Source organism: Enterococcus columbae DSM 7374 = ATCC 51263 (genome assembly GCF_000406925.1).
Lineage (GTDB): Bacteria > Bacillota > Bacilli > Lactobacillales > Enterococcaceae > Enterococcus_E > Enterococcus_E columbae.
This window is the reverse complement of sequence record NZ_KE136347.1, coordinates 359,017-383,096: the sequence shown is the minus strand read 5'-3', so window position 1 is coordinate 383,096 and position 24,080 is coordinate 359,017. Positions and strand designations below refer to the sequence as shown.

Annotated in this window: 21 protein-coding genes; all 21 read right to left on the bottom strand. The window is 36.9% G+C overall.

Features of this window, described 5'->3' with window-relative positions:
- Positions 1 to 160 precede the first annotated feature (160 nt).
- Positions 161 to 3,583, bottom strand: coding sequence for a pyruvate carboxylase (locus RK02_RS01840; protein WP_016182535.1), 3,423 nt, complete (start codon positions 3,581 to 3,583; stop codon positions 161 to 163).
- Between the two features lie 575 nt (positions 3,584 to 4,158).
- Complete coding sequence (locus RK02_RS01835) at positions 4,159 to 5,322, bottom strand: FtsW/RodA/SpoVE family cell cycle protein (RefSeq protein WP_018451621.1); 1,164 nt, start codon at positions 5,320 to 5,322, stop codon at positions 4,159 to 4,161.
- A 129-nt stretch (positions 5,323 to 5,451) separates the two neighbouring features.
- Positions 5,452 to 5,751 (bottom strand): DUF1507 family protein, encoded by a 300-nt coding sequence (locus tag RK02_RS01830; RefSeq protein WP_016182533.1) that lies wholly within the window; start codon positions 5,749 to 5,751, stop codon positions 5,452 to 5,454.
- A 118-nt stretch (positions 5,752 to 5,869) separates the two neighbouring features.
- Complete coding sequence (locus RK02_RS01825) at positions 5,870 to 6,910, bottom strand: M42 family metallopeptidase (protein ID WP_016182532.1); 1,041 nt, start codon at positions 6,908 to 6,910, stop codon at positions 5,870 to 5,872.
- Positions 6,911 to 7,016: 106 nt separating this feature from the next.
- Entirely contained in the window at positions 7,017 to 8,858 is a 1,842-nt protein-coding gene (gene typA / locus RK02_RS01820; protein ID WP_016182531.1) for a translational GTPase TypA, read from the bottom strand.
- A 121-nt stretch (positions 8,859 to 8,979) separates the two neighbouring features.
- Positions 8,980 to 9,132, bottom strand: a complete 153-nt coding sequence (locus RK02_RS12300) for a hypothetical protein (RefSeq protein WP_016182530.1) — start codon at positions 9,130 to 9,132, stop codon at positions 8,980 to 8,982.
- A 121-nt stretch (positions 9,133 to 9,253) separates the two neighbouring features.
- The gene (locus RK02_RS01815; protein WP_016182529.1) at positions 9,254 to 10,027 is read right to left on the bottom strand and encodes an inositol monophosphatase family protein; all 774 of its coding nucleotides are present in this window, start codon (positions 10,025 to 10,027) and stop codon (positions 9,254 to 9,256) included.
- A 9-nt stretch (positions 10,028 to 10,036) separates the two neighbouring features.
- A complete protein-coding gene (locus RK02_RS01810) occupies positions 10,037 to 10,312 on the bottom strand; it encodes a UPF0223 family protein (protein ID WP_016182528.1) in 276 nt (91 codons plus the stop codon).
- Positions 10,313 to 10,497: 185 nt separating this feature from the next.
- Positions 10,498 to 11,760 carry an ABC transporter permease gene (locus RK02_RS01805; RefSeq protein ID WP_016182527.1) on the bottom strand — a complete coding sequence of 421 codons (1,263 nt, stop codon included), beginning with the start codon at positions 11,758 to 11,760 and terminating at the stop codon, positions 10,498 to 10,500.
- Entirely contained in the window at positions 11,753 to 12,655 is a 903-nt protein-coding gene (locus tag RK02_RS01800; protein ID WP_016182526.1) for an ABC transporter ATP-binding protein, read from the bottom strand. Before RK02_RS01800 ends, RK02_RS01805 begins: the two co-directional genes overlap by 8 nt.
- Positions 12,656 to 12,807: 152 nt before the next feature.
- Positions 12,808 to 13,563 carry a DUF3169 family protein gene (locus RK02_RS01795; protein WP_016182525.1) on the bottom strand — a complete coding sequence of 252 codons (756 nt, stop codon included), beginning with the start codon at positions 13,561 to 13,563 and terminating at the stop codon, positions 12,808 to 12,810.
- The gene (locus RK02_RS01790) at positions 13,560 to 13,772 is read right to left on the bottom strand and encodes a helix-turn-helix transcriptional regulator (RefSeq protein ID WP_016182524.1); all 213 of its coding nucleotides are present in this window, start codon (positions 13,770 to 13,772) and stop codon (positions 13,560 to 13,562) included. The genes RK02_RS01795 and RK02_RS01790 overlap by 4 nt, the downstream gene beginning before the upstream one ends.
- Before the next feature lie 223 nt (positions 13,773 to 13,995).
- A complete protein-coding gene (lpdA, locus tag RK02_RS01785) occupies positions 13,996 to 15,402 on the bottom strand; it encodes a dihydrolipoyl dehydrogenase (RefSeq protein WP_016182523.1) in 1,407 nt (468 codons plus the stop codon).
- 7 nt (positions 15,403 to 15,409) lie between these two features.
- Complete coding sequence (locus RK02_RS01780) at positions 15,410 to 17,338, bottom strand: dihydrolipoyllysine-residue acetyltransferase (RefSeq protein ID WP_016182522.1); 1,929 nt, start codon at positions 17,336 to 17,338, stop codon at positions 15,410 to 15,412.
- Positions 17,339 to 17,360: 22 nt separating this feature from the next.
- Positions 17,361 to 18,338: an alpha-ketoacid dehydrogenase subunit beta gene (locus RK02_RS01775; protein ID WP_016182521.1), complete on the bottom strand. Its 978-nt coding sequence runs from the start codon at positions 18,336 to 18,338 to the stop codon at positions 17,361 to 17,363.
- Between the two features lie 2 nt (positions 18,339 to 18,340).
- Positions 18,341 to 19,447, bottom strand: a complete 1,107-nt coding sequence (pdhA, locus tag RK02_RS01770; RefSeq protein ID WP_016182520.1) for a pyruvate dehydrogenase (acetyl-transferring) E1 component subunit alpha — start codon at positions 19,445 to 19,447, stop codon at positions 18,341 to 18,343.
- A 430-nt stretch (positions 19,448 to 19,877) separates the two neighbouring features.
- Entirely contained in the window at positions 19,878 to 20,465 is a 588-nt protein-coding gene (locus RK02_RS01765) for a LysE family transporter (protein ID WP_016182519.1), read from the bottom strand.
- An 83-nt stretch (positions 20,466 to 20,548) separates the two neighbouring features.
- Positions 20,549 to 20,803, bottom strand: coding sequence for a hypothetical protein (locus RK02_RS01760; RefSeq protein WP_245555671.1), 255 nt, complete (start codon positions 20,801 to 20,803; stop codon positions 20,549 to 20,551).
- 543 nt (positions 20,804 to 21,346) lie between these two features.
- Entirely contained in the window at positions 21,347 to 21,835 is a 489-nt protein-coding gene (locus tag RK02_RS01755; protein ID WP_033415303.1) for a LysR family transcriptional regulator, read from the bottom strand.
- A 173-nt stretch (positions 21,836 to 22,008) separates the two neighbouring features.
- Entirely contained in the window at positions 22,009 to 22,986 is a 978-nt protein-coding gene (guaC, locus tag RK02_RS01750; RefSeq protein ID WP_026231326.1) for a GMP reductase, read from the bottom strand.
- Positions 22,987 to 23,151: 165 nt separating this feature from the next.
- On the bottom strand, positions 23,152 to 24,066 hold the full coding sequence (locus RK02_RS01745; RefSeq protein WP_016182515.1) for an aldo/keto reductase: 915 nt from the start codon (positions 24,064 to 24,066) through the stop codon (positions 23,152 to 23,154).
- Positions 24,067 to 24,080: the final 14 nt, after the last annotated feature.

Here is a 24,080-nt window from a genome sequence, read left to right as displayed (position 1 = left end):
AATCAATAATCTTATTTTATCATCTAAAGATAAGACTATCAATTTTTTACTATAAATGCAATAGATAGTTTTTTGTATTTTTATTAATAAAATCGATCCTAACTGAATGCATAATCAGCTAGGATCGACGTTAGCAATTCTGCTATCTTTTATTGATTTATTATTTCAATTCAATTAATAAATCACCAGAATGAATGACATCACCGGCTTGAACATATAAATGATCCACTACCCCATCAAAACGAGCTTCAATTGCAGTTTCCATCTTCATCGCCTCGGTAACCATTAACACTTGGCCCCGTTTAACTGGTTCACCTTTACGCACTAAAACTTGTAAAACTGAACCTGACATAGTAGCCCCATATTGATTTTTATCGGTTGGTTCAGCTTTCTTACGATGTGTTACTGTACTTTGAATGGATTGATCTTTAATCATAATCTCTCTACGTTGACCATTTAAATTGAAAAAGAGGACGCGATTACCTTCCACATCAGGTTCGCCAATTTCATCTAAACGAATAATTAAATTTTTTCCTTTTTCAATTTCAACATTGATTTTTTCACCTAAGCGCATACCATTAAAGAAGGTTGGTGTATCTAATAATTTTACTGCACCAAATTTTTCAAAAGAGGCACAATAATCTAAAAAGACTTGTGGATACATCAGATAACTCAAAACTTGTTCATCAGTTGCTTCAGAACCAATTTTTTCACTTAGCTCAGCTTTTACTTGATTAAAGTCAACTGGTGCAGCTAATTCGCCTGGGCGACAAGTATAAGCTTGGCGATTTTTGAGGATAATCGCTTGTAGCTTTTCTGGGAAGCCACCGACTGGTTGACCAAGCTCGCCTTCAAAGAATTTCACAACAGATTCAGGGAAGCTTAACTCAGCTCCTTTTTCATAAATCTCTTGTTCAGATAAGTGATTTTGGACCATAAATAAAGCCATATCACCAACTACCTTAGAAGATGGCGTTACCTTAACAATATCGCCAAACATCCTATTGACCGTATGATACATTTGCTTTATTTCATCCCAACGATCGCCAAGGCCAACCGCTTTCGCTTGTTGTTGTAGATTAGAATATTGACCACCTGGCATCTCGTGGAAGTAGACTTCGGTTTGTGGCGCATTTAAGCCATTTTCAAATGGTTGATAAAAATGACGGACGTCCTCCCAATAATGGTTTAACTGATGGGCATTTTCAATTGAAATATTCGGCATCCGTTCATCATTGGCTAAAGCATAATACAAACTACTTAAGCTTGGTTGACTTGTACTACTACTCATCGCGCTAATCGCTACATCGACAATATCCACGCCGGCTTTAATTGCTTGGGCGTAAGTCATTAAACCATTGCCACTCGTATCATGCGTATGCAAATGAATCGGCAAGTCTACTGTTGCCTTTAATTCATTGATTAAACGATAAGCAGCCTTAGGTTTTAAAAGACCTGCCATATCTTTAATGGCAATTATATGCGCACCCGCATTGGCTAACTCTTTAGCCATATTTTTATAGTAATCAACATTGTATTTACTACGACTGCTATCATCAATATCGCCAGTATAACAGATTGCTGCTTCGGCAATTTTACCACTATCACGAACCGCTAAAATACTTTTTTCCATTTGCGGCAACCAATTCAGACTATCAAAAATCCTAAAGACATCGATTCCTTGTTTGGCCGCTTCGGCAATAAAGCGAGTAATCACATTATCCGGATAGTTTGAATAACCGACAGCATTGGAGCCTCTAAACAACATTTGTAATAATGTATTTGGCATTTCTTGGCGTAGCTTGCGTAATCTTTCCCATGGATCTTCATTTAAGAAACGATAAGCCACATCAAAAGTTGCTCCGCCCCACATTTCACTTGAAAATAGTTGAGGTAAAGCTTTTTCAGTTGCTTGGGCAATTTTAACTAAATCATGCGTACGCACACGTGTTGCTAGTAAACTTTGATGTGCATCTCTAAAGGTCGTATCAGTTAATAGCACTTGCTTTTGCTGCTTAACAAAATCAACTACCGCTTCAGCTCCTGAAGCATCTAGTATATTCTTAGCTGAAACAATCTCTTGATGCTCAACTAAATGCTTGGGCATGCGTGGAATTTCAAAAAACGGTTTGGCCTTTTGTTCAATGCCAGGGAAACCATTAACGGTAATTTCACCAATATATTTCATCGTCTTATTCCCACGGTCTCTAGTATTTGAAAAAACAAATAAGCTTGGCGTTTCATCGATAAAAGTGGTCTTAGCCTCACCGGTTTGGAAAGTCGGATGAAGAATCACATTTTGCATAAACGGAATATTGGTTTTGACCCCACGAATACGAAACTCTCGTAAACAACGTGCCATCTTTTGAATCGCCTGATCAAAAGTAGCTCCATGGGTACATACCTTAACCAATAATGAATCAAAATAAGGCGTCACCACCGCACCAGCATAGGCATTACCAACATCTAAACGTACACCAAAGCCACCTGGTGAACGATAGGTATCAATTTTACCAGTATCCGGCAAGAAATGATTCAATGGGTCTTCTGTGGTAATTCGGCATTGAATAGCTGCTCCACGATAGGTTAAATTTTCTTGTTTAGGTAAATGCAAATCCGCATGTAAATCTTTGCCTTGAGCAATCAAAATTTGACTAGTCACAATATCAATATCGGTAATCAGCTCCGTAATGGTATGTTCGACTTGAACGCGTGGATTGACTTCGATGAAATAAAAATCCTCCTCATCTACTAAAAATTCTACGGTACCCGCATTAACATAACCAACATGCTTCATCAATTGCACAGCAGCCTGACAAATTGCTTCACGCTGTTGGTCACTTAACGAAACACAAGGAGCCACCTCAACTACTTTTTGATGACGTCTTTGAACAGAACAGTCACGTTCAAAAAGATGCAAGACATTCCCATGCGTATCCCCCAAGATTTGCACTTCAATATGCTTAGGATTACTAATATATTTTTCAACATAAACTTCATCACTACCAAACGCAGCCTTAGCCTCACTTTTAGCACGTTCATAACCTTCTTTAGCTTGCTTTTCATCAAAAGCCACGCGCATACCGCGACCACCGCCACCTAAAGCTGCCTTAATCATAATCGGATATTTATATTCCTGGGCAAAAGCTAACACCTCTTCAACCGAGCTAACTGGACCATCAGAACCCGGAATTGATTGAATGCCGGCTGCAATCGCTGCTTCTTTAGCCTTGATTTTATCACCGAAAATATCTAAATGATGTAGACTTGGCCCGATAAAAGTAATATTTTCTTCAGCACAACGTTTGGCAAAAGCTAAATTTTCAGATAAAAAACCATATCCCGGATGAATAGCATCAACATTTGCCTCTTTAGCAATCCGAATAATATCTTCAATATCTAAATAGGCATCAATTGGCCGTTTTCCTTCGCCAACTAAATAAGCCTCATCTGCTTTAAAACGATGCACCGAATATTCATCTTCAGCAGCATAAATACCTACTGTCTGAATATGTAATTCAGAACAGGCTCTAAAAACCCGAATAGCAATCTCACCACGATTAGCAACTAAAACTTTCTTCATCAAACCACTCCTTTATTTTAGAGGCTATGTGTTGAGCGTTTTGATACGAGTAAATAAGTTCCAAGTGGATGGAAAAATCCTCCATATTTTAAGATTTTTTCAGCAACTTGGCTTATTTACCGAGTATCAGCTCAACAACATGCCGTTTATCCTAGTGGCTATCAAGCGAGCGGTTTGCTATGAGTAAATAAGTCTAACTAGACACCAAAAGTGCACAACTTTTAACACTTTTTGGGGATAGTTGCTTATTTACCGAATAGCAGCTCGATTGATGCCGTTTATTTAGAGGCTATGAGACAAGCGTTCTGGTTTGAGCAATAAGTCGTAGCAGGCGACAAAAGTGCGTGTATGTTAACACTTTTTCGACTGCAAGCTTATTGCCGAAAACCAGCTTGGCTCATGCCGTTTATTTAGAGGCTATGAGACAGCTCGCTTAGGCACGAGCAAATAAGCTTCAAAGGGATGGAAAAGTCCGTTACTTTTAAGACTTTTCCAGCACTTTGACTTATTTGTCGAGTGACTAGCTGGCTCATGCCGTTTAATCCAGAGACTATGTGTCAAGCCTTCTAAGCTAATTACATCAAAGTCATCAATTGTTTTCTTTTCTCATCTGCACTAATATTCATCGCTACTCCCACACAGGCAGATAGCATAATCAAACTAGAACCACCTTGACTGAAAAACGGGAAGGTAATCCCAGTTAACGGAATCACACCGGTAATTCCACCTAGATTAATAAAAATTTGAATTAAAAACAATGCGCCAATTCCAATACAAACCATGGAATTAAATGGGTCGTTAGAACGTATGCCAATTAAAATAATTCGACCAACTAAAAATAATAATAAACCTAGTATCACAATAGCTCCAATTAATCCTAGTTCTTCAACTACAATCGCATAGATAAAGTCAGTTGAAGCAGCAAAGCTTAAAAAGCCTTTTTTCTGAATACTATTTCCTAAACCTAAACCAAATAACCCTCCATTATAGATGGCATAATAACCGTTAACTAATTGGTGCCCATCTCCATATTCTGCTTTAAAGGGATTTAAAAACACTCTAAAACGTGAAGCAACGTGGCTAGGTAAAAAACTACCATTTGTAATCCGAATAATAAAAATAGCGATCATACTAAAAACAGTCGTACCAATGACTGCAATATATCCATACAAATAATTCACGCCACTAATCATTAACATCACAATTAACAATAACCCGATAATTGCCGCATTCCCAAAGTCAGGATATAATCCTAAGATCACAATAGAGGCCAAACACAAAGCCACCGGTACACGAATAGCTGTCCCTAATTGATGAACAATTTGGGTTTGACGGTCGGCAAATTGTACCGAGAGCATCCAAATCATCACAAACTTCCAAAATTCAACCGGTTGAATAGTTCCAAGTCCAGGTAAAGGAATCCAACCGTGAGCTCCATTAACCTTTGGAAATATAAAGGCAATAATCATCAGCCCTAGAACAATCGCCGCAAAAATCCGGACAAACTTTTCATTTTTTAATACTGCTAATTTCATTTTATACAAGAAAGCAATTAAGAAAATACTTACTACCAAAAATACTGCTTGCTTTGCCACATCAGTAATTGGATTTTTGCCTTCAGAAATTAATGAATAAGATGAAGCACTATATACCATCATCAGTCCTAAAACATTTAAAATCAAATAAGGGATGAATAAACTATAGTCTAAAAAATGTCTTTTTCTTACTTTTTTAGGCACTACAACAACCGACTATATCATTTTGATATAGCTTTTCCTTTCTACATACTAAGTGAAAGGAGGAAATAACAAGTTCTATCAACCAAATTGTTATTTCCCCAAAATCACTATTATTTAATTACACTTTATTTAAATCTCATTTGCCGGTTCACTGACACGACTTCCATCATAAATTTCACTATATAAACGATCTAAATCACGTTCAAGATCACTTAACAATTGCTGACCAACAGCATTTTCTAAAATACCTAATTGAATAGCATAAGCTACTTGTCTGGACAAACCATACATTTGCGTATCCACGACCTCTTCAAAAGCTTTACAATGAGCGACACACAGACAATTTTTTTGATTAGAAATCAAACATCGGATTCTATCTGCTTCTGTTTGCAATAATTCAAGCGCTGCGGCTGTTGAAACCATCTCCATGTGATTTCCTCCTTATCTATCTCATAAATCAAGTATATTTTTCATTTAAAATACATTAGTGCCTTTATTATAGCACAATTTCCTTATTTTAAAATCCCATATTACACAATACGAAGGCTTAATCAGCTAAAGGACTAAATAAATAGTGATGAACTAATGCCTCAGTTGCTTGAATCGACTCTAAATGGGTACGTTCATAGGCATGACTTGATTCAATTCCTGCTCCCAATAAGGCATGCTTCACCTCGGCACCTGCACGCATTGCCGCTGAAGCATCGCTACCATAGTAAGGATAAATATCTAATTGATAAGGAATTTGATGAGCCTGTGCTAATTGTACCAAATGCTTACGTAACCCATAATGATAAGGGCCTGAAGCATCTTTGACACAGATGGAAACTGAATATTCATCTGTCTGTTGATCATCTCCCATCGCACCCATATCAACTGCTAAGTATTCGACGGTTTCACTAGGAATACCACTATTCATACCAAGCCCTACTTCTTCATATGTGCTAAAAGCAAAATGGGTAGTATAAGGTAAAGTTAGCTGATTTTCCTTGATTAACCTTAGCTGATTCATCAAGATTGCTGCACTCACTTTATCATCTAAATGCCTGCTCTTCACAAAACCGTTTGGCGTAACAATTGTTCTTGCATCAAAAGAGATAAAATCACCGACTTGAATGCCTAAATCTTGAACCTCTTGAGCCGTGCTTACCTTTTCATCTAAACGCACTTCCATATTTTCTTGATTTCGTTCAGCTGTTCTCGCATCCTTATAGACATGCACGCTTGTCTGATGCATTAAAATCGTTCCTGAGATGGTTTGGTTATTTTCAGCCAAGTGAATCAGACAATTCTCGCCTTCAATCGAAGAATAGGTAAAACCCCCGATTAAATCAATTTTTAAACGACCGTTTGGCTTGATTGCTCGAACCATTGCTCCTAAGGTATCCACGTGGGCCGTAACAAAACGATGCTGCGTTTGATTTTCACCTATCACGGTTACAATCAGGCCACCTTTATTACTATTCTTTACAACATAGCCCATTGATTGTAATTCGTTTTGTAAATACTGAATAATTTGATCAGTAAAGCCAGTTGGTGACGCAATAGCCGTTAATTGTTTTAAATATTCTACAGTTGGTTGACTCATCAATCTCTTCCTTTCTCATGAACTACAAAGTAAATCACTTAAATATACAAAAGGAAGAATCAAGCCACGTCTAACGACACCTGATTCTTCCTTCAAAGTTTACTAATTAAGCTTGCTCTGCCTGTTTACGTTTTTTCGCAGCTTTTTCGCGTTCATTTTTATTTAAAATTTGTTTACGTAGACGAATACTTTCTGGAGTTACTTCACAGTATTCATCATCATTTAAGAATTCCAATGATTCTTCTAAGGTTAAAATTCTAGGCTTTTTGATAACAGCTGTTTGATCTTTGGTTGCTGAACGAACGTTAGTCATTTGTTTTGCCTTTGTAATATTAACTGTTAAATCATTTTCGCGTGAGTTTTCACCAACAATCATCCCTTCATAGACTTCTGTTGTTGGTTCAACAAATACGGTTCCACGCTCTTCAATACTCATGATTGAATAAGTTGTCGCTTTACCAGTATCAATGGAAACTAATGCACCATGATGACGACCACCGATTTGACCAGGAATCATTGGTAGATATTGATCAAAGGTATGGTGCATAATACCGTAACCACGTGTCATTGATAAGAATTCAGTAGTATAACCAATCAAGCCACGAGCTGGTGCCAAGAAGATAATTCGAACTTGACCATTTCCTGTATTAATCATATCTTGCATCTCAGCTTTACGCATCCCTAATGATTCAATGACCGCACCCATATATTCTTCTGGCGTATCAATTTGCACACGTTCAAACGGTTCACATTTGACACCATCGATTTCACGTTCAATGACTTCTGGACGAGATACCTGTAACTCGTAACCTTCACGACGCATATTTTCAATTAAAATAGACAAGTGTAATTCCCCACGTCCAGAAACAATCCATGAATCTGGTCCAATTGGGTCAACACGTAAAGAAACATCGGTTTGCAATTGTGCCATTAGACGTTCTTCAATTTTACGCGCAGTAACAAACTTCCCTTCGCGACCAGCAAAAGGTGAGTTATTCACTAAGAAGGTCATTTGTAAGGTTGGCTCATCAATATGCAAGATTGGTAAGGCTTCTTGATGGTCAGCCGGTGTGACTGTTTCCCCAACGAAGATATCCTCCATTCCAGATACAGCAATCAAATCGCCGGCTTTTGCTTCTTGAATTTCTAAACGTTTTAAGCCAAAGAAACCAAAAATCTTCGTTACACGGAATTTCTTCACATCACCATCTAATTTCATCAAGGCAACCTGATCGCCAACTTTAATCGTTCCTCTGAATACGCGGCCAATACCGATACGACCAACATACTCATTATAATCAAGTAATGAAACTTGAAATTGTAGTGGTTCATCAGAGTTATCGACTGGTGCTGGAATATGTTCTAAAATCGTATCAAAAACGGGGGCCATTGTCTTTTCTTGATCAGCAGGATCACTTGAAAGACTTGAAGTACCATTTATAGCTGAAGTGTAGACAACTGGGAAATCTAGTTGATCATCGTCAGCGCCTAATTCAATAAATAATTCTAAAACTTCATCGACCACATGCTCAGGGCGTGCAGATGGTTTATCGATTTTATTTACCACGACAATCGGTGTTACCTTTTGTTCTAGCGCTTTTTTCAATACAAAACGCGTTTGTGGCATGGTACCTTCATAGGCATCGACAACTAACAATACACCATCAACCATTTTCATGATACGCTCTACTTCTCCACCAAAATCGGCGTGTCCAGGTGTATCCATGATATTGATTTTGGTTCCTTGATATTCAACAGCTGTATTTTTGGCTAAAATCGTAATCCCACGTTCTTTTTCCAAAGCGTTTGAATCCATCGCACGTTCTTGTAATTGCGTACGGGCATCTAGGGTATCAGACTGCTTTAATAGCTCATCAACAAGCGTAGTTTTCCCATGGTCAACGTGGGCAATAATGGCGATATTGCGTATATCTTCTCTATATTTCAATTTAATTGACTCCTTTAAATCAGATTGACTTTCACTCAAAATGTAATTATAGCAGAAAATTTTCATAAAAAAAAGAGAAATTGCTTATTTAGACAAATTATAGCCAAAAAGAGCGTCTAGTTCATTTTTGTAACTGAGCGCTTACCTCTTCTACCCGCAAATGCTTAGCAAGCCTTTGAACTTCAGATACTACATTCTCAATTTGCACATTTAAAAAATATAAATTTTTCATCGCTAAGGCTACATATAAGCCTAGATGATCGATATTTCCCATAATAAACAGCTCCTTAAAATGATACCATCCTAAGTAAAAAAATCATTTGCAACATCATCAAACACTTTGATTAGCCCAATTTGCCAAGTAATTAATACATTAGAATCATTGACTATATCGACTATTTAATCGAATCAATTAATTCTAGGATTCGTTCATGAGCAAGTGGAGTGGCAGCAATAAATAATTCTCGATCTTTAAGCTTTAAGGCGTTCCCATAAATATTGGTTACTTTTAAGCCGAGTGTTTCTAAAATCACCTTGCCTGCCGCATAATCCCAAGGCTGTAGATTAGAAATGTAAGCGACTCTTCGCCCTAAAGCTAAATTCATCAATTCATAGCCAGCACAGCCTGACATTCTAACGCCTAATGATTCATCACCAATCTGATGTGCCCGATAAGCATTACGACGATAAATCGCACTATTAAAGCCAACCAAGCCCTCACTCAATGGTAAATTAGGTACGGAACGAATTTTTCCTTCATTATAATGAACCCCTACTTCCGGTCCACCCCAAAGCAAATTATCCGCCATCACATCATAAATAAAACCGTATTTACCCTCACCATTTTCATATAAGGCAACCATGATACAAAAATTCTGGCGCTCTAAAATCAAGTTATTTGTCCCATCAATTGGATCGATAATCAGCACCTTGCCGGTTAATTCGTTAAGGGTATTATAACTTCCCTCTTCAGCTAAGACTTGATAACCACGATTTGCCTTCATAAACTCATCGATAATAAAACCTTGGATTTGGGTGTCTATATTTGTAACAAAATCCGTTCGACTAGATTTTGTCGATACAACTAGCTTTTTCGTTTTCAACTGCTCTTTAATTTTAATCGCTGCTGCATAAATAATATCAATGACTTTGGTTGCTAATTCATCCATTTACGATTCTTATCCTTTCATTTTTAAACGTTTAGCATCAGTTTGCTGTGCTTGTTTAAGCGTTTGGTATAGTGAGTAGCCGGTCAATTCTTCAAACTCCTTGCCTAAGCGTCTTTCTTCACCGATACTTTTCACGACTGTTTTAAATTGTTTGTATTGATTAAGAAATGTTTGACGGTCAATCCCTGTTTCATAAGCTTGCTCTAAGCAGCTCCAAAACTCCACCACGCAAATCATTTCTTCAGTAGACCATTGTAAATCAATGGGATATTGATAATTTTGCAAATAAAATCCTCTTTTCTAACAAATAGTTTTCTCTTCTTTATTATATACAAGATACGCTTCCTCTGGCAATTTAAAGTTTTGGAAGAATGCTTAAGCGTAACGGTTTATAAAAAAACAAGCCTAGTTAAAATAAAAACCAATTGCCCTTCTTTAAAGAATTTAGCAATTGGTTAATTGTTTCATAGTTATTTGACTGTTTTCATTAATTTAAAGGATTGTTTTAAGGCTGAAAATACGCCTTTATCATCATAGATAAGGACATTTGCCTTATACATTCTAGAAGAGATGCGCATCACGATGAAAGTTACAAGGATATTTAAGACTAAACTAACCAACGCTAGTGGATAACTCACCACTTCATTGACAATGCGAATGGGCATACCAAATGCAGACCAAAACGGAATATATGAGGTCACTTTTAAGATTGGATTTTGAATATTGGTTACGCTAAAGGTAATCCCACCCAGATAGCCAATCAAAGCTAAATAAGTTACAGGCATAATCGCTTTTGAGCTTTCTTCTGCACGATTGACCAACGAACCAGCCAAAGCGGATAACACGGCGTATTGTAAAATACCAGAAATAATAAATAAAACAATCAACAAGGTATTCCAAATAATATTTATATTAAATGAATTTCCCGCTGACAAGCCACTCAAGAATGGTTTGAGCGTGGCATTATCCTTCGCCACATAAAGAGCAGCAATTATAATAGGAATATAGATAATCATTTGGGTCAAGCCAACTAATAAAACGCCAAAGATTTTACCATAATAATGCGTGGTTGCTTTCGTGCTAGATAAGATAATTTCCATAATTCGACTACCTTTTTCAGTAGCAATTTCTTGGGCGATTACACTGGCATAATTCATTACAAAGATAAATAATAAAATCGTACATACAAATGCGATAATCATCTGTACAATTTTGCCATCCTCATGTTTCATCACTAGCTTTCCTTGGTCATTTAACTGTACTCTTTGAATCGTTAAAGGTACCTGTGCTTTTAATTGTGCAAATTGTTCACTAGTTAATCCTAAGCTAGCTGCCTTCAATTGAGACTGCATTTGATTAAGTAGCTCCTTCAATTGAAATTCAAAGGTCGTATCCACCTGTCCACGACTTAAAATCTTAGCCGAAAGATTATTTTCTTGATTATGGATAGTCAAAAGAAGATCCACTTTTTCATCTGCTAGCGCTTGCTTTCCTTTTTCAATTGACGACACTATTTTTACCTTATAATCAGGTAATTTTTGGACACTTTGGGCAATGGTTGGCTGATTGGCATAGACAGCAACGGTAGAAATTTCATTAGAGCTGTCAATAAATTTTCCCATACCATAATAAAGGGCAAACATCACTAAAGGGGCCAAAATCATCACCAAAAACGCTCCAGAACGCACTTGTTTTTTATAGACATTTAACGCAATGATTAAAAACTTATTCATCCTTTTCACCTGCTTTCATTTTAAAAATTTCCTCTAAAGTCGGCGGTTGCTGGTTAAACATAGGCAGGTACCCGTTTTGTGTAACGAGTGAAAAAATTTCTTTACCAACCTCAGCATCAGCTAGCTTTAAGACCAAGCTTTGATCTTCACGTCTAGCAAGGGCTACTACCCCTGAATGCAATCTTAGTTGCTCTTCATCCAGCGATTCACCTTGTAAATATAGGCGTGTTTTGCCAAAGGATTCGCGAATCGATTGTACCGTTCCATTTAAAACCGTTTTGCCATTTTTTAACATAATTAATTGATCACAAATTTGTTCGACATTATCCATATTATGACTAGAAAAAATCACACAGGCATTTAATTTGCGTAGCTCAATAATCGCATCTTTCATCAATTGCGCATTCACCGGATCCAAACCACTAAATGGTTCATCTAAAATCACCAATTGTGGTTGATGAATCAAGGTAGCAATCAATTGCACCTTTTGTTGATTCCCTTTGGATAGCGTCTGAATTTTATCCGTCTTTTTCCCTTTAACTTGGAATTTTTCTAACCAAGCATCAATTTGTGGCGCAATCTCTTTTCTTGATTTCCCACGTAATTCGGCAAAAAACAATAATTGCTCTTCAATCGTCAGCTTAGGATATAGTCCGCGTTCTTCAGGAAGATACCCAATCCTATCATAGTCCGCTTCACCAATTGGCTGCCCATTCCACAAAACCGTCCCCATATCTGCTTGAATAAAATCCAAAATCAAGCGAAACGTAGTGGTCTTACCTGCACCGTTTTGGCCAATTAAGCCTAAAATTGACCCAGGCTGGATTGTAAATGATAGTTGATCTAAAGCCTTATAATTACCAAAAGTCTTAGTTAAATTTCGCACCGTTAACACAATAAACACCCCTTACTTTAAATAGATAATTTTCATTTTATTTTATTAACTGATACTATCGATAGTAATAACCAATAATATGCAGTAAATACAAAATAGCAACAACCAGCAGACTGCTTTTCACTCTTATCGCTGCAGACCGATCCTTTTATTTAGCTAATTTTTTGTTTTCTTAATTTTAGATAATGTCGATAAAAAAGCACTTTTTCAGCTATTGTTAACCCACTAACCATAAACATTGCCACTAATCCTTTATCCGAAAAATTCAAAGAAACCAACAATACAAGCAAAACAAAAGCATAAACTAAATTCATTCTAGAAAATACATAATAACTACTCTGATAATAGAGCTGCTTTTCACCTTCATCACTGTGAGCTAACCATTGATCCATTGCATTTTGCTTAGTGTAATCTACCTCAGCTTTACTTGGAAAGACTTGGGCTAATAGACGATATAGTCGGTTTGTCCAAGAAATTGCTAATAGTTCAATAACTATAATCACAACTGAAAAAACAAATTGATTTGTATTCGCAAAACAGATAATCAAGGCAAGAATAAGTAAACAGGCAATGATCACTAGAAAGTTTAAAAGCTCACCATAGATATGGTAACGTTCAAATTGATTTTCTAACCAATCGATTTTCTCATCATCGGATTCATCAAACAAATAAAAGAGTTGTTTCATTTTTCTCAAGAAGTACTCTAATATTAGACAAGTACTCACACTAAAAACAGTTAAGACAATAATACTAGGAAAGATGAGTGAGTGAAGTAGTGCCACTAGATTAAAAGAAGTAGCTTTAATGAAACGATCACCTAAAATCCTTACCATCCCGCCGATGATTCCACCAATTCCTCCAGCTAACAATAGCTTCGTCCATAGCTTCTTTGCAAAATTACTTTTCAACTTTCTTCATCCTCTCTCAATTGAAAGATATCCTCTACTTTTACCTCACAAATCTGAGCTAGCTTTAAAGCCAAGGCAACAGAAGGTGAATAATCACCACGTTCAATTAGACTAATCGTTTGTCTTGAAACGCCGGCTAATTTACCTAATTCTGTCTGATTTAATCCTAAAGAAGAGCGATATTCCTTTAAACGATTAGATAATCCCACCTTTTTCACCTCGTTAGAATATTCTCTATTTATGACAACTATTCTTGTCATAAATAGTCTAACATTGACAAAGAAACTTGTCAATTGATTTTGACAAATTTCTTTGTCAATAATGTTCGCGTTTTCACAAGAAGTAATATCAAAGTAACCAATCGTCCAACGATTAAAGCTACATAAAAAAAGAGGAACTCACTAAGAATTCCTCTTTTGATAACCAAATAGATTAAATATGAATTGGTAAGCCTAAAGCTAATTCAGCAGTATCCATCACAATTTCACCTAAAGATGGATGTGGATGAATCGTTAAGGCGATATCTTCGGCATTCATACCTGATTCAACAGCCAGTGATAATTCAGAAATCATATCACTTGCACCCACACCAGCAACCTGTGCTCCGATAATGACATTATCTTCTTCAGTAGTAACTAGACGGACAAAGCCTTCCGTTTTACCTAAAGAAATAGCACGACCATTACCTGATAATGGGAATTTATATGATTTAGCTTTTAATCCAGCAGCCTTTGCTTCAGCAATAGTCATACCAACAGTTGCCAATTCAGGATCAGTAAAGGCTACAGCAGGCATTGCTTTGTAATCAACTGCCACTTTCTTACCAGAGATTGCTTCAGCAGCAATTTTGGCTTCATAACTTGCTTTATGTGCAAGCGCAGCACCTGGAACAATGTCACCGATTGCGTAGATATTTTTCACATTGGTACGACCTTGAGCATCAACCGGAATTAAACCACGTTCACCAATTTCAACACCCGCTTGCTCTAAGCCCATGTCATCTGTATTCGGACGGCGACCAACTGTAACCATCACATAATCAGCTACGATTGATTGCTCCTTGCCATCGACTTCATATTTAACCGTTACAGATGAACCATTGTCGATTGCTTCTTTAGCCATCGCATTGGTAATCACTTGAATGCCTTTTTTATTAAAGTCATCTTCAACAAGTTTCACCATATCTTTTTCAAAGGTTGGCAAGATTTGTGGCGAACCTTCTAAAATAGTCACTTCAGCACCTAGGTTAGCATAAGCGCCCCCTAATTCAGCACCGATAACCCCACCACCGATGATGACAAATTTCTTAGGCACTTCTTTTAATGCCAATCCACCAGTAGAATCTAAAATGCGACCGCCAAATTTGAAGCCTTTGATTTCGATTGGACGAGAACCAGTTGCCACAATTGCATTATTAAATGAATAAGTTTGCGCAGCATCATCGTTGATTACACGTAAAGTATGGTCATCAACGAAAAAGGCAGAACCAGTAATCACTTCAACTTTATTTTTCTTAAGTAAGAAAGAGACACCAGTTGTTAATTTTTTAACAACGCCATTATCTTTCCAATCTTGTGTTTTTTCAAAATCTAAAGTCACATTTTCTGCACTCACGCCAAACATCGTTGAATCTAAAGACTCTTGATAATGATGCCCTGCAGCAATCAATGCTTTAGATGGAATACATCCGACATTTAAACATACCCCACCGATATATTCACGTTCAATAATGGCAACTTTTTGACCTAATTGTGCAGCACGAATTGCAGCTACATATCCACCAGGTCCAGCTCCAATTACGACTGTATCTAATTCTACAGCGAAATCTCCTACTACCATTTATCTATCATCCTTCCATTAATAATAGCTCTGGATCAGCTAATAAACGTTTAATATTATTCATCGCTTGTTGGGCAGTTGCACCATCAACAATACGGTGGTCAAAGCTTAGTGATAATTTCATCACACGACCAACAGCTAATTCACCTTCAGCATTGACAATAGGTTGTTGGGTAATGGTACCGACACCTAAAATAGCCACTTCTGGATAGTTAATAACTGGTGTGAACCAACCACCACCAACAGAACCAATATTACTGATGGTAATTGAACCATTTCGCATATCTTCAGCAGCTAATTTGCCTTCATGAGCTAATTTAGCTTTGGCATTAATTTCGTCCGCAATAGCAAACAAGCCTTTGCGATCTGCATCTTTTACATTCGGTACATATAAACCATGGTCTGTATCTGTTGCAATACCGATATTGTAATAATGTTTGAAGACAATTTCTTGACTTGCATCATCAATTGAAGCGTTCAAGATAGGATATTTCTTCACTGTTGCAGTTAATGCTTTAACGATATATGGTAAGAAGGTTAATTTAGTACCATTTGCTGCAGCAACATCTTTAAATTTCTTACGTTGATCCCATAATTTAGATACTTCCACTTCATCATGTAACGTAACATGTGGCGCTGTATGTTTGCTGTTAACCATCGCTTTAGAGATTGCTTTACGTGTAGCTGACATTTTCTCACGTGTTTCAAGCTCAGCAAGATTTGAAGTAAATGGTTTCTTCGCTTCAGGTGCTTTTACTGGAGCAGCTGCTGGAGTTGTTGTTGCTTGTACTTCTTGGACAGGAGCACTTGCAGTCGCAGCAGCAGCTTGTACAGGAGCACCACCAGCTAAGAATTGGTCAATATCCGCTTTAATTACACGTCCACCTTTTCCACTTGGTGTAACTAAAGTGATATCAACATCTTTTTCACGTGCATATTGACGAACAGATGGCATTGCCAATACACGTTTATTTGGATTAGCTGCAGTTACCACAGTTGCTGGAGCTTGAGAAGCTGGTGTAGCAGTTTCAGCACTAGGCGCACTTGCAGTCGCAGTAGCTGGGCCATTATGACCAGGTGCATCAATTTCAACTAACACATCACCAACTGTCGCTACTGTACCTTCTGAAACTAAGATATTTTTCACCACACCGGTTACTGGAGATGGAATTTCTTCCACTGATTTATCATTTTGTACTTCTAATAAAGTATCATCTTCATTGATGGTATCGCCGACTTTAACAAACCATTTTACGATTTCACCTTCTGCAATCCCTTCACCGATATCCGGTAATTTAAATTGGAAGAAGCTACCTGCATTTGCTGTAGGTGCTGCTTCTTGAGCAGGAGCTGGTGCAGCAGCTGGAGCAGCATTGTCTTCGTGACCAGGTGCATCAATTTCAACTAATACATCACCAACACTAGCTACTGTACCTTCTGAAACTAAGATATTTTTTACCACACCGGTTACTGGAGATGGAATTTCTTCCACTGATTTATCATTTTGTACTTCTAATAAAGTATCATCTTCATTGATGGTATCGCCGACTTTAACAAACCATTTTACGATTTCACCTTCTGCAATCCCTTCACCGATATCCGGTAATTTAAATTGGAAGAAGCTACCTGCATTTGCTGTAGGTGCTGCTTCTTGAGCAGGAGCTGGTGCAGCAGCTGGAGCAGCATTGTCTTCGTGACCAGGTGCATCAATTTCAACTAATACATCACCAACACTAGCTACTGTACCTTCTGAAACTAAGATATTTTTTACCACACCGGTTACTGGAGATGGAATTTCTTCCACTGATTTATCATTTTGTACTTCTAATAAAGTATCATCTTCATTGATGGTATCGCCGACTTTAACGAACCATTTTACGATTTCGCCTTCTGCAATACCTTCACCAATATCTGGTAATTTAAATTGAAATGCCATTGATTTTCTCCCTTTCTTAAGCCTAGAAATTCACGATTTCTTTCACTTTTTCTTCAATGTCAGTAGCATTTGGTAACCAAATATTTTCAGCTTGACCAAATGGGAAGACTGTATCTGGAGCACTTACACGACCAATAGGTGCTTCTAATGAAAGAATTGCACGTTCTGCAATTTCAGAAGCAACCATCGCACCAACACCCGCTTGACGTTGCGCTTCTTGAACGATTACCACTCGACCTGTTTTTTCAACAGAAGCAATAATTGTATCAATATCTAATGGAGCCACTGTACGTAAGTCGATAATTTCAGCATCAATACCTTCTTTTGCTAAATTATCAGCTGCTTTAATTGCTTCACGTACCATCGCACCATAAGTAATGATAGAAACGTCTTTTCCTTCGCGAGTAACTGCTGCTTTATCTAATGGCACTTCATATGCTTCATCTGGCACTTCCTCACGGAAAGAGCGATATAATTTCATATGTTCTAAGAAAACAACTGGATCATTGCTACGAATAGAAGCAATTAATAATCCTTTTGCATCATATGGATTTGAAGGAATCACTACACGAATACCAGGTGATTGCGCAATCAAACCTTCTAAGTTATCTGAGTGCAATTCTGGCGTATGCACCCCACCACCAAATGGTGAACGAATAGTCACTGGCATATTACGTGTGCCACCCATACGGTAACGAGTACGGGCAATTTGTGCAACAACTTCATCCATCGCTTCAAAAACGAAACCGAAGAATTGTAACTCAGGTACTGGGCGATAACCTTCTAAAGCTAAACCAAATGCCATACCAGCAATTCCAGATTCAGCTAACGGTGTATCAAATACACGATCTTCACCAAATTTTTCTTGTAGGCCTTCAGTCGCACGGAATACCCCTCCGTTTTTACCAACGTCTTCACCAAAAATTAATACATTCTCATCATTTGCTAACTCTAAGGCTAAGGCGTCAGTGATTGCTTGAATCATTGTCTTTTGTGCCATAATTATTTCGACTCCTTCGCTTCATAAAATTCAATTTGTTCTTTAATTGTTTGTGGTTGAACTTCAAACATGCTCTTTAAGAAATCAGAAACTTTTTGTTTTGGAACACGGTCAGCTTCTGCAATCGCTTCTTTAATGTCTTCTTTCGCTTGTTCAATTACCGCTTCTTCTTTCGCTTCAGACCATAAGCCTTTTGCTTCTAAGTATTTACGGAAACGAATCAATGGATCTTTTAGTTCCCACTCATCATCCATTTCTTTTGAACGGTAACGTGTTGGGTCGTCACCAGATAATGTATGTGGACCATAACGATAAGTTAACGTTTCAATTAACACTGGACCATTACCAGCAATTGACCAATCACGAGCTAATTTTGATACCGCATAAACGGCAAGTGGATCCATACCATCTACTTGGATACCTGGAATCCCCGCAGCAACTGCTTTTTGAGCTAATGTTTCTGCACTGGTTTGTTTATCGCGAGGAGTTGAAATGGCAAATCCATTATTTTGAATGTAAAAGACTGCGTTGGCTTTATAAGCTCCGGCAATATTGATTGCTTCATAGAAATCCCCTTGTGAAGAACCTCCATCACCAGTATAGGTAAAGACAACATTTTTCTTATTACGTTTTTTAAGACCTAAAGCAACACCGGCAGCTTGCACATATTGCGCTCCGATGATGATTTGAGGTGGTAATGCTTTCAATTCTTCAGGATAAAGGTTTCCTGCAACATGTCCACGTGACCATAAAAATGCTTCTTTTAACGGTAATCCGTGTTGAATTAATTGTGGGACATCACGATAGCCTGGTAATAATACATCTTCTTTTTCAAAAGCAAAATGACTGGCTAACTGGCTAGCTTCTTGTCCAGCAGTTGGCGCATAGAAACCAAGACGACCTTGTCTATTTAATGCAGTTGAGCGTTGATGTAATACACGAGACCACACCATACGTGTCATTAATTCGACTAATTCTTCATCGCTTAATTCAGGCATTAAGTCGGGATTTACTACATTTCCATCTTGATCAAGTACTTGATAAGTTGGAAAATCAGCATTTACTTTTTCTAACAAAGCCTCAAAGTCAATTGTTGTTTTCTTTGTCATCTGATCACACTTCCTTAAATTTACTTTAATTGTAACAGCCTAACTAATCTGTATCACTAATACAATCGTTTACAAATATAAGCTATCATTTTTTTTTATGAATGACAAGTATTATGCACAAAATTCTTTCGAAAAAAACAGGATAAACACAGATGTTTTCGTGAAATAAATCACATTTAGCAAACGCTTTCGTTTTATCGTTGTTTTACCTAGCTTTTTAAATCAGGGAATAATACAGTATTATTATCTGTTAAAAATTGAACAAAAAATTTTCTGTTACGCTTGAGACTTTATTTAATTACACCTTTTATTTATTTCCCTCCTCTGATTTGAATAACTTTCTTTAATCACCAACAGCTTTTTTCAAAAACAAAAAAAGATAATCAAAATAGCTAAATAGCTACAGTGATTATCTTTTGTTTCTATACGATTATGTTTTAAGAATACTATAAACACATTCGAGTAAGGTTAGACCTAATACAATGTTGATTAATCGATAATGTTGGATATAGAATTTTTGAATAGCATTACCAATCCAAATCCAACTCAATGTCGCAACCGTTCCAAAAGTTGCAATTAATAATTCAAAAATAATAAACATTGGTAAGGACTGATAATATTGAACGACATAAACTGTTAATGCCGAAATACCAAATAGATAGATTTTAACATTCACTAATTGTAAGACAAAGCCCTTCATCAAGGATACATTCACTTGATCTTGCGATTGACTAGGTTTAGAAATTACAATATGAAATGTTAGCCATAAAATATACGCCGCACCGATATATTTTAGTATCTCCATTAAACCTGGTAAAGTTGTATTCAACGCATACATCAATATAGCGCAGGATAATTGCACGACATAATATCCTAGAAAAATACCTAAAAATAAAGGTCTACCTTTTTTGACACCATGACTTAGTACTGTATTCATCGCTAAAATATTACCAGGTCCCGGTGTAAAAGCATTAATAACACAATAAATAACAAAATTATAAAAAATATAGATTGACACTTTATCATCCACCACCTTTAAAGTCATTATAAAAGCACTTGACTAAAAAAGGTAAGACTTATTTTTTATAATATTTTATAGTTTCAAACTATGTATCCGTCTCCATATTTACGTAATTCTGAAACATAGATGTTTGCCAGCTTACTTAATTCTTGATTAGCGGGTTGAAGATAACCAATCGTTAACCAATCTTCTACTGCTAATTCACGTGCCACAATGGCATCCCCGTGTAAGTATTTAGGAAAAATACCACTTGAAATAGTATAAGCATTTAAACCTAACATAAAATTAACAATCGCGCCTCGATCACTGATGCGAATTTGTTTATCTGTTGACATTGAATTATACATTTCTTCAGCATAATATACTGATTCATAATTACCTTGACTGAACCTCCAAGTATCCATATTCTTTTAAAGTATTACAGATCAAATCCATATGTGTTTGGATCTTGACTGTCACTTTTCAAACTATTTTCGGAGGTGTTTGTTCATATCAAAACGCTACTTTTGATACGGTTCGCTAATGAACTCCTCACATTTTCATGCGAGCACAGACTATCTCTTATCCGTTGGCATAACCCAGTACGGCGAAACCACTTCCACCACCCATCGCTTGTGGTGTACTTCCCTTACGAGGAATAGTCGTTGAACCTTCTTCTTTTCGAAGCTTGGCTGCAGATTATCCATTTTTCATAATACTTAGGCTTTAACCATATATCATCGTATGAATTTTTTCTGTTTTCACCGCGTTTATGTTGGTCTTTCTTTCAAAACCACATGGTCGCTTCATTCGCTTTAGGATTTTCCCGCAATTCGATTTCCTTTATTGATACGTACTCATTTCTAAATACGCAGACCAAATTTCCATAAAACATTATTTTACGCAATACGATCAATTATTTTTTGAATTACCACTCTATTTTCATCTGATAAAAAAATAATCCCTAAATCACTTACTCTATTTTTTACATCTTCAAGTACTTGATGTGTGTCACAAGTATTGAAATAAAACTCATATCTTGCCTCACCAAATTGTTTAACCAATTCAACAAAAGCATTTTCCGCAAAGGTATAATGTTGTGCTGAAACACTAAATTTTACTTTAGCTGGCAATGAAGTAACATAACGATCTTCAAGCAATTCCATTTGATGAATGACTTGACGAGCATATCCTATAAACTCCATTCCCTCTTTTGTAAGCGTAATCCCTAAGCGACTACGTACAAAAATGATGATGCCTATTTCTTTTTCAATTTCTTTTATTGCATTGGATAAACTTGGCTGTGAGATAAAAAGTTTTTTAGCCGCTTCGGTAATTGATCCACATTCTGCTACCATAACCATATACCTCAACTGTTGTATCGTCATTTAATCACCCACTTTCAAAAAATATTTTGTTTAATGATTATAACATTTTTCAAGCCTTGAACCAAAAGAAATTAAAAAAAGCCCTAAGATAAAAATTTTTCAACCTTTATCTTAAAGCTTCAAATTAGCAAAGCAGTATCGCTCACTACTTCTTTACTTTTGTAATGTTTTGATTAGATGGTATCGCCATTAAAGATAGAATTTTTCACGATGACATAATCCACTTTACGAATGGCTTCTAAATCTTTCCCACCTGCATAAGAGATGGAAGATTGTAAATCCTGTTGCATTTCAATTAATGTATCTTTTAAAGAACCTTTGTGTTGAATCCAAATCTTTTTCCCTTCAACATTTTTACGTTCACCTTTTTGAAACTCTGAGGCTGAACCAAAGTATTCCTTATAGACAACTCCATTTTCTACTTTTGTCTCACCAGGTGATTCTTCGTGGCCGGCAAATAATGAACCAATCATCACCATCGTTGCCCCAAAACGTACAGATTTAGCGATATCGCCGTGTGTGCGAATGCCTCCATCAGCAATTAAAGGTTTACGTGCGGCCTTAGCACACCAACGCAAAGCAGCAAGCTGCCAACCGCCTGTACCAAAACCGGTTTTAATTTTGGTAATACAAACCTTACCTGGACCAATTCCAACTTTGGTTGCATCAGCACCTGCATTTTCAAGTTCACGAACAGCTTCAGGTGTACCAACATTCCCAGCAATTACAAAAGTATCCGGTAACAAACGTTTAATGTGTTGAATCATTTCAATAACTGAATTAGCGTGGCCATGTGCAATATCAATTGTAATATAGTCAGGGACTAAGTTTTCAGAAGCAAGCTGTTCAATAAAGATATATTCGCCAGCCTTTACACCTACAGAAATTGAGGTAATTAAATTTTTAGCCTTCATTTTTTTGATAAAAGGTATACGCGCTTCTTCGTCAAAACGATGCATGATATAAAAATAGCCGTTTTCAGCTAAGAATTCCGCAATAGGCTCATCAATAATGGTTTGCATATTAGCTGGAACCACTGGCATTTTAAAACGATGCTTTCCTAAAGTTACCGTTGTATCACATTCTGAACGGCTATTTACAATACATTTGTTTGGTATCAGTTGAATATCCTCATAATCAAAAACTTTCATATCAAACATTCTCTCTCATCCTTTCAACGAGGCAAAATATAGTGTTTTCTTAACACCATTGAGTAGTTTAACGAATAGTCACCTATAATTGCAAGCAATTTTAGTGTAAATCAATAAAAAAATAAAGGAATGTTCGTAAAAATCCGAACATTCCTTAAAAGATTCTTAAGGTAGCATATTGCCAGCAGCAAGATAAAGTTTATACCAATCCTCTTTACTTAATTGCACCTCGCTAGCTTTCGCAATTTCAACGATACGACTCGGGGTCATTGTACCAGCAATTACTTGGAAATTAGCTGGATGACTTAAAATCCAGGCACTCGCTAAGCCAGTTGGTGTAATGCCATATTTTTCAGCCATTTCTTCTAAGGCTTGGTTTAACTCTGGGAATTTCTCATTGCCAATAAAGACGCCTTCAAAGAAACCATATTGGTAAGGTGACCATGCTTGAATCGTCATATCATGTAAACGCGAATACATCAATAATCCGCCATCATGATCAAAGCTACCTGGTGTTTTCATATTCACTTGTAACTCTTGATCAATCATGCCCGTATGCATCAAGCCAAATTGTAGTTGATTCGCTACTAAAGGTTGTTGAACACCCTTTTTCAAAAATTCAATTTGCATAGGATTTTGATTGCTTACACCAAAATAACGCACTTTACCCGCTTGGTGCAAAGCTTCAAACGCTTCGTTCACTTCAAATGGATCCATCCAAGTATCCGGTCTATGTAATAATAAAGAATCTAAGTAATCCACACGTAAACGTTTTAGACTACCTTCTACCGCTTCAATAATATGTTCTTTTGAAAAATCAAATAGCTTTCCTGGAATAATCCCACATTTTGATTGGATGAATAAATCTTCTCGTTTAATTGAAGTCTTTGCTAAAGCATCAGCAAAAATCGTTTCACAATCGCCTCCACCATAAATATCCGCATGGTCAATAAAAGTAATTCCATGATCATATGCCGTTTGAATCACTTCAACTGGATCTTTCGCTTTATTTAAGCGCATACAACCAAACACAACAGCTGACACTTGTTCGTTAGTTGTACCAAATTTAATTTTTTTCATTTTACACACCTCCA